The organism is Pseudomonas sp. GCM10022186 (genome assembly GCF_042656385.1).
Classification (GTDB): Bacteria; Pseudomonadota; Gammaproteobacteria; order Pseudomonadales; family Pseudomonadaceae; genus Metapseudomonas.
In genome coordinates this window covers 68,880-82,550 of record NZ_JBHSOU010000060.1, presented here as the reverse complement: position 1 = coordinate 82,550, position 13,671 = coordinate 68,880, and the positions used below count along the sequence as shown (strand labels likewise).

The following is a 13,671-nucleotide window of genomic DNA, read 5'->3' as shown; positions in this document are numbered from 1 at the left end:
ATGTATCTGCTGCGCCTGGCCCTGGCCAGCCTCGTCAACCGCCGTTTCACCGCGTTGCTGACGGTCTTCGCCATCGCCCTCTCGGTGTGCCTGCTGCTGGCCGTCGAGCGCGTGCGCACCGAGGCCCGCGCCAGCTTCGCCAGCACCATCAGCGGCACCGACCTGATAGTCGGCGCCCGCTCCGGCTCGGTGAACCTGCTGCTCTACTCGGTGTTCCGCATCGGCAATGCGACCAACAACATCCGCTGGGACAGCTTCGAAGCCATCAGCCAGGACAAGCGGGTGAAATGGGCAATCCCCATCTCACTCGGCGACTCGCACCGTGGCTACCGGGTGATGGGCACCAGCGCCGCCTACTTCGAGCACTACCGCTACGGCCGCGGCCAGAGCCTGCAACTGGCCGAGGGCAAGCCCTTCGCCGAGATGTTCGAGGTGGTGCTGGGCGCCGAGGTGGCCGAGGCGCTGCACTACAGGCTCGGCGACAGGATCGTGCTAGCCCATGGCGTCAGCACCGTCAGCCTGGTGCAGCACGACGACAAGCCCTTCACCGTGGTCGGCATCCTCGCCCGTACCGGCACCCCGGTGGACCGCACCCTGCACATTTCCCTGGCCGGCATGGAAGCGCTGCACGTCGACTGGCAGAACGGCGTGCCCGCCCGCGGTGCCGGCAAGGTCAGCGCCGACCAGGCCCGCGCCATGGACCTGCAGCCCAGGGCCATCACCGCCTTCCTGCTCGGCCTGAACAGCAAGATCGCCACCTTCGCCCTGCAGCGGCAGATCAACGAGTACCGTGGCGAGCCCTTGCTGGCGATCCTGCCGGGCGTTGCCTTGCAGGAACTCTGGAGCCTGATGGGCACGGCGGAGAAAGCGCTCTTCGTGGTTTCCCTCTTCGTGGTACTGACCGGACTGATCGGCATGCTCACCGCCATCCTCACCAGCCTCAACGAACGCCGCCGGGAAATGGCCATCCTCCGCTCGGTGGGCGCGCGGCCCTGGCACATCGGCAGCCTGCTGGTGCTGGAAGCCTTCGCCCTGGCCCTGGCCGGCGCAGTGCTGGGCGTGGGCCTGCTCTACCTCGGCATCGGCCTCGGGCAGGGCCATGTGCAGGCGACCTACGGACTCTACCTGCCGCTGGCCCTGCCCAGCCCCTATGAGTGGGCGCTGCTCGGCGCTATTCTGGCCGCCGCCCTGCTGATGGGTGTGGTGCCTGCTTGGCGTGCCTATCGCCAGTCGCTGGCCGACGGTCTGTCCATTCGCCTGTGAGACTCCCATGAAGCGCATCCTGCTGGCCCTGTTGCTGACCCTTTCCACCCCGCTATTGGCCGGCGAGGTACGCGAACTCACCTGGGCCGAGATGATTCCCGAGGGCTCCCCACCGCCCGCACCGCCGGCACCGATCCACGATCTCTCGCAGCTCTCCGACGCCCTCAACGCCGAAGCCGGCCCGGCCGCCAGCCAGCAATCGCCGGCAGCCCCGGTGGTCAAGGAACTGGATGGCCAGGAGGTGAAACTGCCCGGCTACATAGTGCCGCTGGATGTGAGCGAGGAAGGCCGTGTCACCGAATTCCTCCTGGTGCCCTACTTCGGCGCCTGCATCCACGTGCCGCCGCCGCCGTCGAACCAGATCGTCCATGTGAAGAGTGAACTGGGGGTGCTGATGGACGCCCTCTACCAGCCCTTCTGGATCGAGGGCCCGCTCGCGGTGAAGGCCAGCAGCAGCGAGCTGGCCGAAGCCGGCTACCAGATGGAGGCGAGCAAGATCTACCCCTACGAATCGCCGTCCAACTGACCCTGGATGCACCAAGGCCCGGTCTTTCCGGGCCTTTTCCTGTCCATCCTCAGCGACATTGCTCTGGATCAAGATACGAAGCTTCCTAATTACCGAAACTGGCTCCAGCACAGCACTTTTAGATCTCAATGGAGCCATCCATGCCCAAGCATCTTCTCACCGCCTCGCTGCTCGCCCTCGCCATTGCCTCTCCCCTGGCCCAGGCCCACAAGGCCGGCGACGTGATCGTCCGCGCAGGCGCCGCCACCGTCGACCCGAATGAAGACAGCTCCAACCTGTCGATCGCCGGCGCCAAGGTGGGCGGCACCAAGGCCACCCTGGACAGCGATACCCAGCTGGGCCTGACCGGCACCTACATGCTCACCGACCACATCGGCCTGGAGCTGCTGGCCGCCACCCCCTTCAAGCATGAAGTCGGCGTGAAAGGCCTGGGTGCCCTCGACGGCAAGCTGGCCGACATCAAGCACCTGCCGCCGACCCTGAGCCTCCAGTACTACCCGATGGACCCGAACTCGGCCTTCCAGCCCTATGTCGGCGCCGGCATCAACTACACCCTGTTCTTCGACGAGGACCTGACCAGCGAGCGCAAAGCCCAAGGCTTCAGCAACCTGGAACTGGACGACTCCGTGGGCCTGGCCGCGCAGGTGGGCATGGACTACATGCTGACCGACAACATCCTGCTCAACGCCGCGGTCTGGTACATAGACATCGACACCAAGGCCACCACCGACCTGGCGGGCGTGGGCAAGGTGAAGGTCGACGTGGACGTGGACCCGTGGGTCTACATGGTGGGCGTCGGCTACAAGTTCTGAGCACGGACATCCCCCTCACAAAGGCGCCTTCGGGCGCCTTTTTCATGGACAGGTAACGCCGGAGGCGGGAATGATAACTGTAGGGGCGAATTCATTCGCCAAGGGCTGCGCAGCAGCCCCTTGCAAGCTCGAAAGGCAGACCTTCGGCCTGCTGGGCGAATGAATTCGCCCCTACAAGGCTGCCCTCCGAATCAGCGCCCCAGCAGCCGCGCCACACCCTCGCGCAGCGGCGTCGCCACCGGGAAGTCATAACGCAGCAGCAGCCGCGCATTGTTCGCCCGGGAGTGGCGGATATCGCCGGCACGCGCTTCGGCGTGGGTCACCGGCGGCAGACCGCCCAGCACTTCGCCTATGGCGGCGAGCAGCTGCTTGAGGCTGGTGGCCTGGTTGAGGCCGATGTTCACCGGGCCGGTTTCCAGCCATTCCGCCTCCAGCGCCTGCACCAGCACCTGCACCAGGTCGCCGACATAGACGAAGTCGCGGGTCTGCTCGCCGTCGCCGAACACCGTGATCGGCAGGCCGGCCAGGGCTCGCTCGGTGAAGATGCTGATCACCCCCGAATAGGGCGAGGACGGATCCTGGCGCGGGCCGAAGATATTGAAGAAGCGGAACACCGCCGGCTCCAGGCCGTGCTGGCGGCGGTAGAAGTCCAGGTACTGCTCGCTGGCCAGCTTGTCCACCGCGTAGGGCGTCAGTGGCGCCTTGGGGGTGTCCTCATCGATGGCCTGCCCTTCGCCGTTCTGGCCGTAGACTGCCGCGCTGGACGCGAACAGCACGCGCTTCACGCCGTGCTCGCGCATGGCTTCGCAGACGTTCAGGGTGCCGATGAAGTTGCTCTGGTGGGTGCTCACCGGATCGTCCACCGAAGCCTGCACCGAGGCCACCGCGGCAAGGTGCGCCACGGCCTTGCATCCGGCCATCGACCGCGCCACCAATGCGGCATCGGCGACATCGCCTTCGATCAGTTCCAGCTGCGGGTTGTCCAGCGCCAGGTTGGCGCGCTTGCCGGTGGACAGGTCGTCCAGCACGCGTACGGCATGCCCCCTGGCGAGCAGGGCGTCGGCCAGGTGCGAGCCGATGAAACCGGCGCCGCCGGTGATCAGGATGGGGGAATCAGCCATGACGGTAGTATCGGTCCAGCAAGGTCGGCAGCGCGGCGCGCCAGGCACGCGGCTTGATGCCGAAGGTGTGGAGAATCTTCTTGCAGGCCAGCACGGCGTTCTGCGGTTCTTCCGCGGCGTCTGGGCGGGCGGCGTGGGCCTGGGGGGTGATGTCCTGCACCTTCAGCGGCTGCAGGCTGCGAGCCTCGCTGAGTAGCGCCTGGCCCAGGGCCAGGGGCGTGGTCGCCTCGTGGCCGCCGTAGTGATAGGTGCCCCAGAGCGGTGCCTGGCAATCCAGCTGCTTGAGCACCGCCAGCAACACCCGGGCGGCATCGTCCACCGGAGTCGGGTTGCCGCGGCGATCATCGGCCAGGTAGATCTCGTCGGCCTGTTCGGCGAGGCGGAGGAGTCGCCCCAGGGAACCCTCGCGGCTATCGTCCAGCAGCCAGCCGAAGCGCAGCAGCACATGCTTGGGGCAGGCCGCGCGGACGCTCTGTTCCATGCGCAAGATGGCCTGGCCACGCGCGCTGAGGGGAACGGTCTCGTCCTTCTCGCTGTAGGCGGTGGCACGGGAGCCGTCGAAGACCCGGTAGCTGGAGGGTTGCAGCAGGACGATGCCATGGTGCTGGCACAGCTCGGCGAGGCGCTCCACCCCGCGCTCCTGGGCCGTCAGGCGGGCATCGCTGACTTCGTCGGCCTGGAACCAGTCGAAGTAATAGGCGAGGTTGACCACGGCGTCGGGCCGGGTGTCGTCGAGCAACTGGGTCAGGCTGGCGGCGTCCCAGCCCTGTTCGGGCGGACGCGGAGCGAGAAAACCTATGTCTTCCTCGGCGCCGAGGCGGATCAGTGCCTGTCCGAGTGAATTGCCGCCGCCCAACAGCATCAAGCGCATTCGCATAGAGAAAAAGGTCGCTTAAAGCCGGTTAGAGGGAGTGGGCGGGCCCTTTGCCCGCCGCATAAGAGCCGCATTCTGCGGGTTTCACCGGCGTACGTCACTAGCCGCGTGGCGGCTGTGCCTTCGCCGGGCGGTAGAGGTGCGCGTGATTGCTGCGGTAGAGGGAGGAATCGGCGAAACCTTCGGCTGCCAGCACCTCGCCCACCAGAATCAGCGCCGTGCGGCGGAAATCCCGCGCCGCCACCTTGGGCAGGATATCGCCCAGGGTGCCGGTGGCCTGTTCCTGGTCCGGCCAGCTGGCGCGGTGGATCACGGCGATGGGGCAGTCGGCGCCGTAGTGCGGCAGCAGTTCCTCGACTATCCTCGCCAGTTGGCTCACCCCCAGGTGAATGGCCATGGTGGCGCGATGGCGCGCCAGGTCGCCCAGGGCTTCGCCCTCGGGCATCCGGGTCTTGCTGGCGTAGCGGGTGAGGATCAGCGTCTGGGACACCTCCGGCAGGGTCAGCTCACAGCCCAGCAGCGCGGCGCAGGCGGCGGTGGCGGTCACCCCCGGGACCACTTCATGGGGAATCCCCAGTCGACGCAGGTGGCGAATCTGCTCGCCGATGGCGCCATAGAGGGACGGATCGCCGGAATGCACCCGCGCCACGTCCTGCCCCCGGCCATGGGCTTCGGCCAGGAGGGTGACGATCTGCTCCAGGTCCAGTTCGGCGGTGTTCACCACCTGTTCCGCGCTGTGCCCGGCCAGCACGGCTTCGGGCACCAGCGAGCCGGCATAGAGGATCACCGGGCAGGAGCGGATCAGGCGCTGGCCCTTGACCGTGATGAGCTCCGGATCGCCGGGGCCGGCACCGATGAAATAGACCGTCATGGCCGTTCAGCCTCGTGGTGGATGCAGGCCAGGGCGCAGGTGGCTCTGGCGCCGCGGCGTTTGTCGATGAGCAGGACGGCGCGGCCGCCGAACAGGGCTTCGGCCTGGGCCAGGGCGGCGGCTTCGGCCACACCCGGACTGCCCGTGGCGTCCCGAACCCGCTCGGACGGCTGGTTCAGGCGTTCTTCATAGGTCCTGAGGATATCCACAGGCAGGAGCTGCAACGACAGCCCCAGTCGCTCGGCCAGGACCTTCAACCCCGGCTCTGCAGCCTTCGCCTCACTGCTGGCCAGGGCGACCAGCTCGTGGAGGGAGGCGCCGGCCTCGGCCAGGCACTGCAACAGCAGGCCTTGCAACTCGTCCGCCGGGCAATCGCGGCGGCAGCCCAGCCCGGCGACCAGTCTCAAGCGGAAGCGGCGGGGTGACGCCGGTAGAGCCAGGCGGCGGCCCAGCCCAGCACGGCCCAGAACGCCGCATTGGTGATCAGCGACGCAGCGATGAACTCGCGGGCCAGGGCTTCGGGGGCCAGGCTGGAGTGCAGGTCCGGCTGCGGCGCGCCCACCACATGGGGGATCACCAGCAGCGCCAGGCCGACGACGCGCAGCGCCCAGTGGCGGCCGAATGCGATCAGCGCCAGGCCCACGGCAGTGGCGGAGGCCGTGCCGATCCACCAGGCCTGGCGCTGGGCCAGGTCGGCGGCAGCGGTGCCCGGCAGCTCCGGCGGCAGGCCCAGGGACGGCGCCAGGGCGAAAGTGGCGAAGCCGCCCAGGCCCCAGAGTGCGCCCTGCCAGGCACGGGTCGGAGCGCGCAGGCTGAACAGCCCGGCGAGGATCAGGGCGAAGCCCACCGCCACCACCAGGTTGCTGCCGCCGGTGGACAGGGTGCGCTGCCAGCCGTCTTCCGGCGCCCAGGCCTCGTCGCTGTGTTCATGGGTGTGGGCCACGGCCGCGCCACCGTGCTCATGATCCTCTTCGTGCGCCACCGACACAGCCGGCTCGGCGCTCTCATAGGTTTCCGCCTGGAGAATCAGCGGGGTGACCCACAGGCTCTGCAGCAGGGTCAGCACCAGGGCGGCGATCAGGCCGGCGAAACCTGCGGTCTGGGCGATACGCTTGATCATCCGGGCTTACTCAGTGGCAGGGGAAGGCGGCGCTGTGGCGGGTATCGTGGGCGGCGTTGTGCACGGCTTCGATATGGGAGAAACCGGCGAAATACACCAGGGACAGGCCGATCAGGCCGGCGCCGATGGCCAGCACCAGGCGCTGGGCCAGGGTCGAGGAAGAAGCGGCGGAATGGGACAGGGTGCGGCTGGACATGGAGGTTCCCTCTGCAGTGCTAACGATACCGGCAGAGGAACGCGCGCGAGGGAAGCGGGCGCGAATGCACCCCGATTTCCGGCTTGCGCCCGCCCACCGCGGGTTGCCAAATAGCTGATCAGGCCGGTCTCCGGGCTTGCGACGCCTGCCGGTGGCAGGATGGGCATGCCTTCCCATGCCGTGTCGGCACAGTGGCGTACTTAACCCTACGGTCGCTTACCGTTGCGGGGGCAGCGTCGGACTTGCCCGGGACTGGGCGCACCGACTTCCCGTTTCACCCCGCGTACGGCGACGCGGGGCACCTGAAAAAACCGTGCTAGGACACCACGAGTCCGACCAGGCGTCAACTGGCGCGATTGACCGTCGCCCGGACGCTGCGTAGCCTTCGCCCTTTCGAGGTTCTCCGGTGGTACGCCGGAGCTAAGAGGGAACGTGGTCAAGGCCACGGCTGCCCCCGCAACTGTGATCGCCGCGAACTCCTTCGAATGCCACTGCTTCATGCGGGAAGGCGAAGGAAAGGCCCGTCTCGGGCCGGGGCGAAAGCCAGGAGACCTGCCTCGACGAATTTCCAGACAACCGGGCGGGGTGATCCGGTGGCGAATCCGTTGCGCGGGGCGAGCCCCGCTGCGTTCGTCATGCCCGCCGACCGACCACGTTAGAGGCGCGCATGAAAACCCTGGCCAAACTCCCCGTCACCATAGTCACCGGCTTTCTCGGAGCCGGTAAGACCACCCTGCTCCGCCACATGCTCGATAACGCGGAAGGCCGCCGCATCGCGGTGATCGTCAACGAGTTCGGCGAGCTGGGCATCGACGGCGAAATCCTCAAGCAGTGCTCCATCGGCTGCAGCGAGGAAGAGGCCGTGGGCCGCGTCTTCGAGTTGGCCAACGGATGCCTGTGCTGCACCGTGCAGGAGGAGTTCTTCCCGGTGATGCGCGAGCTGGTGGCGCGCCGTGGCGACCTCGACCAGATCCTCATCGAAACCTCCGGCCTGGCCCTGCCCAAGCCGCTGGTGCAAGCCTTCCAGTGGCCGGAAATCCGTAATGCCTGCACCGTGGACGCGGTGATTACGGTGGTCGACAGCCCGGCCGTGGCCGCCGGCACCTTCGCCGCCCACCCCGAGCAGGTGGACGAGCAGCGCCGCCAGGACCCGAACCTGGACCACGAGTCGCCGCTCCACGAACTGTTCGAAGACCAGCTCGCCAGCGCCGACCTGGTGATCCTCAACAAGGCCGACCTGCTGGAGGCCGAAGTCCTGGCGGCGGTGCGTGCCGAAGTGGCCGAGGAACTGCCGCCGGCGGTGAAGATTGTCGAAGCCAGCGCCGGCAAGCTGCCGCTCTCGGTGCTGCTGGGGCTGAACGCCGAGGCCGAGTTGCATATCGACAGCCGCCCCACCCACCACGACCACGAAGGCCATGAGGACCACGACCACGACGAGTTCGACTCCTTCCATGTCGACCTGCCGGAGATGGAGGAAGCGCCCCTGCTGGCGGCCCTCGGCCAACTGGTGGAGCGCCACGCGATCCTGCGCATCAAGGGCTTCGCCGCCATCCCCGGCAAACCCATGCGCCTGTTGATCCAGGGCGTCGGCAAGCGCTTCGACAGGCACTTCGACCGCAAGTGGCTGACCTTCGAGACCCGCGGCACCCGCCTGGTGGTGATCGGCCAGGAGCTGGACCAGATGGCCATCGCCAACGAACTGCGAACCGCGCTGGCGTGAGTTCCACTTCCCTCTCCCCCAGCCCCTCTCCCGCAAGCGGGAGAGGGGAGCTTGCAAGGCGCTCCGCCGACACTGCTCTGCACCGGCGCACTCCGAACCGGCTCCCTCTCCCTTCAGGGAGAGGGCTGGGGAGAGGGTGCGGCCCAAAGTGAGATAGGCCAGCCATGCACCTGTTACGCACCCAACCCGGCGGCTTCGTCCCCGACGACGGTATCGCCCACCTGGCCCAGACGCCCGCCGAGCTGGTGATCCTCTGCAGCGGCGATTCGCACCTGGCGCTGCTGGCCGAGGCCGCCCGCGAGCTGCCGGACGACTACCCGAGCCTGCGCCTGGCCAACCCCATGCAGCTGCAGAACCACGCCTCGGTGGACCTCTACGTCGACGAGGTGCTGCAGCACGCCAAGGTCATCCTCATTTCCGTGCATGGCGGCGTGGGCTACTGGCGCTACGGCATCGAGCAACTGGTGGCCCTGGCCGAGCGCGGGGCGAAGCTGATCCTGGTGCCCGGCGATGACCGCCCCGACCCGGAACTGGCGGCCCTGTGCAATGTGCCGGCCGAAGATGCCGAGCGCCTCTGGCAGTACCTGCGCCAGGGCGGCCTGGACAACGCCCGGCAGTTCTTCAATTGCCTGGCCGATCGATGGCTGGATCGCGACTACCGCTGGAACGCCCCCCAGGCCCTGCCCCGCGTAGCCCTCTACCACCCAGGGCTGCGCCAGGCGCGGCTGGAAGACTGGCAAGCGGACTGGCAACCCGGCCAGCCGGTGGCCGCCCTGCTCTTCTACCGCACCCATCTGCAGGCAGCGAACACCGCCTTCATCGACACCTTCTGCGAACGCCTGGCCGCCCGGGGCCTGAATCCCCTGCCCATCGCCGTGGCGAGCCTCAAGGAAAACCAGTGCCTGGCGGCTGTGGAAAACTGGCTGGACGAAGCCGGCGCCGCGCTGATCCTCAACACCACCGGCTTCGCCCAGTCCAACCCGGAAGCGCCCAGTCTGCGGCCCTTCCGCCGCGACATCCCGGTGCTCCAGGCGATCTGCTCGCTGGACAACGAGCCGCTCTGGCGCGACAACCTCCAGGGCCTGGGTCCGCGCGACCTGGCCATGCACATCGCCCTGCCGGAGCTGGACGGCCGCATCATCACCCGTCCCATCAGCTTCAAGGGCCTGGCCTGGCGCAGCGAGCGCAGCCAGAGCGATGTGGTCTGCTACCTGCCCCATCTCGAGCGCATGGATTTCGTCGCCGAACTGGCGCGGCGCTGGTGCGACCTGGCGCGCAAGAGCAATGCCGACAAGCGCGTGGCCCTGGTGCTGGCCAACTACCCCACGCGAGACGGTCGCATCGGCAATGGCGTGGGCCTGGACACCCCGGCAGCGGCGCTGAACATCCTGCGTGCCCTGGAAGCCGAGGGTTACCCGGTGGCGGGCCTGCCGGACAGCGGAACCGCGCTTATCCACAGCCTGCTGGGCGGCATCAGCAATGACCTCGACAGCCTGGACCTGCGCCCTTGCGCCCAGAGCCTGGCCCTGAACGATTACCTCGCCTGCTTCGCCCGCCTGCCGGAAGCCAACCAGCGCGCCGTGCGCGAACGCTGGGGCGAACCGCAGCAGGACCCGATGTTCCGCTCGGGCCGCATGATGGTGGCCGGACTGCGCTTGGGCCTGGCCTTCGTCGGCATCCAGCCGGCCCGTGGCTACCAGTTGGACCCGGCGGCCATCTACCACGACGCCGACCTGGTACCGCCCCACGGCTACCTCGCCTTCTACTTCTGGCTGCGGGAAGTCTTCGCCGCCGATGCAGTGATCCACGTCGGCAAGCACGGCAACCTCGAATGGCTGCCTGGCAAGGGCGTCGGCCTGTCCGCCGAATGCTGGCCGGACGCGGTGATGGGCCCGCTGCCGAACATCTACCCCTTCATCGTCAACGACCCCGGCGAAGGCGCCCAGGCCAAGCGCCGCGCCCAGGCGGTGATCATCGACCACCTGATGCCGCCGCTGACCCGCGCCGAGAACTACGGCCCCCTGCGCGACCTCGAACGCCTGGCCGACGAGTACTACGACGCCTCCCTGCTGGACCCGCGCCGCGCCGTGCAGCTGCGCGGGGAAATCCTCGAACTGGTGAAGGCCACCGCGCTGGACCGCGAGCTGAACCTGGTCATCAGCGATGATCCGGAAAGCTGGCTGCCGCAGCTGGACGCCTACCTCTGCGACCTCAAGGAATCGCAGATCCGCGACGGCCTGCATGTGTTCGGCGAATCCCCCACCGGGCGCCTGCGCGACGACACCCTGCTGTCCCTGGTGCGCATCCCCCGGGGTGATGGCAGGGGCGCCAATGCCAGCCTGCTGCGCGCCCTGGCCGCCGACCTGGCGCTGGGCAGCGATCCTCTGGACCTGAACTGGGCCGAGCCCTGGGAAGGCCCGCGCCCGACTGTGCTGGAGGCCGTCAGCGCTGACCCCTGGCGCAGCAATGGCGATACCCGCGAGCGCCTGGAACTGCTGGCATTGCGCTTGATCCAGTCAACGGCTATCGAATCCATCGGCCCGGCCAGCGATGCGGTTATCCACACTCTGCGCACCACGATCGCGCCCACCCTGGACGCCTGCGGCGATTCCGAAACCGGTGGCGTGCTGTCGGCCCTCGAAGGCCGCTTCGTCCCGCCCGGCCCCAGCGGCGCACCCAGTCGCGGCCGCCTGGATGTGCTGCCCACCGGGCGCAACTTCTTCACCCTGGACGTGCGCAACCTGCCCACGCCCACCGCCTGGCGCCTCGGCTTCCAGTCCGCCAGCCTGCTGCTGGAGCGCCACCTGCAGGACCACGGCGACCACCTGCGCCAGCTCGGCCTCTCCGTCTGGGGCACCGCCACCATGCGCACCGGCGGCGACGACATCGCCCAGGCCCTGGCGCTGATGGGCGTACGCCCGGTGTGGCAGGCCGGCAGCCAGCGGGTGGAGGATTTCGAGATCCTGCCGCTGTCCCTGCTCGACCGCCCGCGGGTGGACGTGACCCTGCGGGTCTCCGGCTTCTTCCGCGATGCGTTCGCCAACCTGATCCGCCTGTTCGACGCAGCGGTGCAAGCGGTAGCCGAACTGGATGAGCCCGAGGACCAGAACCCCCTGGCCGCACGGGTGAAACAGGAAAGCGCACGCCTCGCCGCCGAAGGCCTGGCCGCCGAAGACGCGCGACTGCAGGCCGGCTGGCGCATCTTCGGCGCCCAGCCCGGTGCCTACGGCGCCGGCGTGCAGGGGGCGATCGAGGAACGCCAGTGGCAGGACCGCGCCGAACTGGCCGAGGTCTACCTCAACTGGGGCGGCTACGCCTATGGTGCCCGGGACGCCGGCACCCCCGCGCGGGAGCGCTTCGCCCAGCGTCTGTCGCGCCTGCAGGCGGTGCTGCAGAACCAGGACAACCGCGAGCACGACATCCTCGACTCCAACGACTATTACCAGTTCCAGGGCGGCATGCTCGCCGCCGCCGAGACCCTGCGCGGGGAAAAGGTCGCCAGCTACCACGGCGACCACAGCCAGCCCGACCTGCCGCGCATCCGCAGCCTCAAGGAAGAACTGGCCCGCGTGGTGCGCGCCCGGGCGGCCAACCCCAAGTGGATCGCCGGCATGAAGCGCCATGGCTACAAGGGCGCCTTCGAACTGGCGGCGACGGTGGACTACCTGTTCGCCTTCGACGCCACCAGCGAACTGGTGGATGACCACCAGTACCGGCTGCTGGCCGATGCCTACCTGCTGGACAAGGACACCCGCGAATTCATCCGCCAGCACAACCCCGAGGCCCTGCGCGACATCGCCGAGCGGCTGGTGGAGGCGCAGCAGCGCGGGTTGTGGGAAAACCCGGGGGAGTACCGCGAGGCGATCGAGAACCTGTTGCTGGATAGTGAGGAGCTGTAGGGGCGAATTCATTCGCCAGGGGCAACGAAGTTGCCCTCTCGCTCCCTCAGGGCGGACCTGCGGTCCGCTAGGCGATTGAAATCGCCCCTACAAAGACCGAACGAGCCTCACCCGCGCAACCGCTCCGCCGCCTCCCGCAGGATACGCTCGGTGCCTTCCCAGCCCAGGCAACCATCGGTGATGGACACCCCATAGCGCAGGTCGCAGGACAGCGGCTGGGCACCATCGAACAGATGGCTCTCGAGCATCACCCCGCGCAGCGCGTCCTGGCCGGCCAGGCGCTGGCTGATCACATCCTCCAGTACCGCCGGCTGGCGCAGCGGGTCCTTGCCGCTGTTGGCGTGGCTGCAGTCGACCAGGATGCGCGGCAGGACACCGAGCTTCGCCAGCCCATCACGAGCCGCCTGCACGCTGGCCGCGTCATGGTTCGGGCCCTTGTGGCCACCGCGCAGCACCAGGTGGGTATCGGCGTTGCCGGCCGTCTGCACCAGCGCCGGACGGCCCAGCGCATCGATGCCGAAATGCTGGTGCCCATGGGCCGCCGAGCGCATGGCGTCGGTGGCGATGCCGAGGCTGCCGTCGGTGCCGTTCTTGAAGCCCACCGGCAGGTCCAGGCCGCTGACCATCTCGCGGTGGATCTGCGATTCGCTGGTACGCGCGCCGATGGCGGCCCAGCTCAGCAGGTCGTCCAGGTAGCCGGCCACCAGCGGCTGCAGCAACTCGGTGGCGACCGGCAGGCCGAGTTCGGCGATCTCCAGCATCAGCCGGCGGCTCAGCGCCAGGCCTGCTGCCATATCGCCGCTGCCATCCAGGTGCGGATCGTAGACCAGGCCCTTCCAGCCCACGGTGGTGCGCGGCTTCTCGACGTAGGCGCGCATCACCAGCAGCAGCTGGTCGCTCACTTCGGGGGCCAGTGCGGCGAGACGCCGGGCGTAGTCGAGGGCGGAATCGGGATCGTGGATGGAACAGGGGCCGACCACCACCAGCAGACGCGAATCCTCGCCATCCAGCACCGCGCGCACGGCCTCGCGCTGGGCGCGGATCTGGCGGGCGAGCTCATGGGACAGCGGCAGGCGCTGGCGCAGTTCGGCAGGGGTGGGCAGCGGCCGGGTGCTGCGGGAAGACGGGATGGCCGCGTCCAGGGCAACGGCGTGCAGGGACTGGGCAGCGGTAGGCAGAACGGATTGGTGCGAATTCATGACTGGCGTCCTCGGCCGGCGCGGCTCGATCCGCGCGCGGCGCTCTATCTGGGTGTTCGTTGCAAGGGGA

12 protein-coding genes and 2 riboswitches are annotated in these 13,671 nt (G+C 68.4%); of the genes, 5 read left to right on the top strand and 7 right to left on the bottom strand.

Annotated elements, in window-relative coordinates; all coding sequences use genetic code 11:
- The 3 genes from ACFPU0_RS19335 (at position 1) to ACFPU0_RS19325 (ending at position 2,601) form a co-directional block, all read left to right on the top strand.
- The gene (locus ACFPU0_RS19335) at positions 1-1,263 is read left to right on the top strand and encodes an ABC transporter permease (RefSeq protein WP_377694882.1); all 1,263 of its coding nucleotides are present in this window, start codon (positions 1-3) and stop codon (positions 1,261-1,263) included.
- 7 nt (positions 1,264-1,270) lie between these two features.
- Positions 1,271-1,789 (top strand): DUF3299 domain-containing protein, encoded by a 519-nt coding sequence (locus tag ACFPU0_RS19330; RefSeq protein WP_377694881.1) that lies wholly within the window; start codon positions 1,271-1,273, stop codon positions 1,787-1,789.
- 140 nt (positions 1,790-1,929) lie between these two features.
- A complete protein-coding gene (locus ACFPU0_RS19325) occupies positions 1,930-2,601 on the top strand; it encodes an OmpW/AlkL family protein (protein WP_377694880.1) in 672 nt (223 codons plus the stop codon).
- A gap of 191 nt (positions 2,602-2,792) precedes the next feature.
- Here ACFPU0_RS19325 and ACFPU0_RS19320 read toward each other — a convergent pair whose 3' ends face one another.
- The 6 genes from ACFPU0_RS19320 to ACFPU0_RS19295 all read right to left on the bottom strand — a co-directional run bounded on the left by ACFPU0_RS19320 (position 2,793) and on the right by ACFPU0_RS19295 (position 6,783).
- On the bottom strand, positions 2,793-3,722 hold the full coding sequence (locus ACFPU0_RS19320) for an NAD-dependent epimerase/dehydratase family protein (RefSeq protein WP_377694879.1): 930 nt from the start codon (positions 3,720-3,722) through the stop codon (positions 2,793-2,795).
- A complete protein-coding gene (locus ACFPU0_RS19315) occupies positions 3,715-4,599 on the bottom strand; it encodes a sugar nucleotide-binding protein (RefSeq protein WP_377694878.1) in 885 nt (294 codons plus the stop codon). The genes ACFPU0_RS19320 and ACFPU0_RS19315 overlap by 8 nt, the downstream gene beginning before the upstream one ends.
- Positions 4,600-4,696: 97 nt before the next feature.
- Complete coding sequence (cobM, locus tag ACFPU0_RS19310; protein WP_377694876.1) at positions 4,697-5,467, bottom strand: precorrin-4 C(11)-methyltransferase; 771 nt, start codon at positions 5,465-5,467, stop codon at positions 4,697-4,699.
- Entirely contained in the window at positions 5,464-5,874 is a 411-nt protein-coding gene (locus ACFPU0_RS19305; RefSeq protein WP_377694875.1) for a cobalamin biosynthesis protein, read from the bottom strand. The genes cobM and ACFPU0_RS19305 overlap by 4 nt, the downstream gene beginning before the upstream one ends.
- Positions 5,871-6,587, bottom strand: a complete 717-nt coding sequence (locus ACFPU0_RS19300; RefSeq protein ID WP_377694874.1) for a CbtA family protein — start codon at positions 6,585-6,587, stop codon at positions 5,871-5,873. Before ACFPU0_RS19300 ends, ACFPU0_RS19305 begins: the two co-directional genes overlap by 4 nt.
- 10 nt (positions 6,588-6,597) lie before the next feature.
- Entirely contained in the window at positions 6,598-6,783 is a 186-nt protein-coding gene (locus ACFPU0_RS19295; RefSeq protein ID WP_271410474.1) for a CbtB domain-containing protein, read from the bottom strand.
- Between the two features lie 103 nt (positions 6,784-6,886).
- Positions 6,887-7,104: riboswitch (cobalamin riboswitch) on the bottom strand.
- 58 nt (positions 7,105-7,162) lie between these two features.
- Positions 7,163-7,358: riboswitch (cobalamin riboswitch) on the top strand.
- Between the two features lie 92 nt (positions 7,359-7,450).
- On the opposite strand from ACFPU0_RS19295, the gene cobW reads away from it, so the two are divergent.
- Together cobW and cobN are read left to right on the top strand one after the other, a co-directional pair.
- Positions 7,451-8,503: a cobalamin biosynthesis protein CobW gene (gene cobW / locus ACFPU0_RS19290; protein ID WP_377694873.1), complete on the top strand. Its 1,053-nt coding sequence runs from the start codon at positions 7,451-7,453 to the stop codon at positions 8,501-8,503.
- Between the two features lie 164 nt (positions 8,504-8,667).
- The gene (gene cobN / locus ACFPU0_RS19285) at positions 8,668-12,402 is read left to right on the top strand and encodes a cobaltochelatase subunit CobN (protein ID WP_377694872.1); all 3,735 of its coding nucleotides are present in this window, start codon (positions 8,668-8,670) and stop codon (positions 12,400-12,402) included.
- A 107-nt stretch (positions 12,403-12,509) separates the two neighbouring features.
- On the opposite strand, the gene ACFPU0_RS19280 is transcribed toward cobN, so the two are convergent.
- Positions 12,510-13,601, bottom strand: a complete 1,092-nt coding sequence (locus ACFPU0_RS19280) for a 3-deoxy-7-phosphoheptulonate synthase (protein WP_377694871.1) — start codon at positions 13,599-13,601, stop codon at positions 12,510-12,512.
- Positions 13,602-13,671 lie beyond the last annotated feature (70 nt).

Coding starts and splice junctions, on each gene's coding strand:
- ACFPU0_RS19335 (WP_377694882.1), top strand. CDS start 1: ATGTATCTGCTGCGCCTGGCCCTGGCCAGCCTCGTCAACCGCCGTTTC.
- ACFPU0_RS19330 (WP_377694881.1), top strand. CDS start 1,271: ATGAAGCGCATCCTGCTGGCCCTGTTGCTGACCCTTTCCACCCCGCTA.
- ACFPU0_RS19325 (WP_377694880.1), top strand. CDS start 1,930: ATGCCCAAGCATCTTCTCACCGCCTCGCTGCTCGCCCTCGCCATTGCC.
- ACFPU0_RS19320 (WP_377694879.1), bottom strand. CDS start 3,722: ATGGCTGATTCCCCCATCCTGATCACCGGCGGCGCCGGTTTCATCGGC.
- ACFPU0_RS19315 (WP_377694878.1), bottom strand. CDS start 4,599: ATGCGAATGCGCTTGATGCTGTTGGGCGGCGGCAATTCACTCGGACAG.
- cobM (WP_377694876.1), bottom strand. CDS start 5,467: ATGACGGTCTATTTCATCGGTGCCGGCCCCGGCGATCCGGAGCTCATC.
- ACFPU0_RS19300 (WP_377694874.1), bottom strand. CDS start 6,587: ATGATCAAGCGTATCGCCCAGACCGCAGGTTTCGCCGGCCTGATCGCC.
- ACFPU0_RS19295 (WP_271410474.1), bottom strand. CDS start 6,783: ATGTCCAGCCGCACCCTGTCCCATTCCGCCGCTTCTTCCTCGACCCTG.
- cobW (WP_377694873.1), top strand. CDS start 7,451: ATGAAAACCCTGGCCAAACTCCCCGTCACCATAGTCACCGGCTTTCTC.
- cobN (WP_377694872.1), top strand. CDS start 8,668: ATGCACCTGTTACGCACCCAACCCGGCGGCTTCGTCCCCGACGACGGT.
- ACFPU0_RS19280 (WP_377694871.1), bottom strand. CDS start 13,601: ATGAATTCGCACCAATCCGTTCTGCCTACCGCTGCCCAGTCCCTGCAC.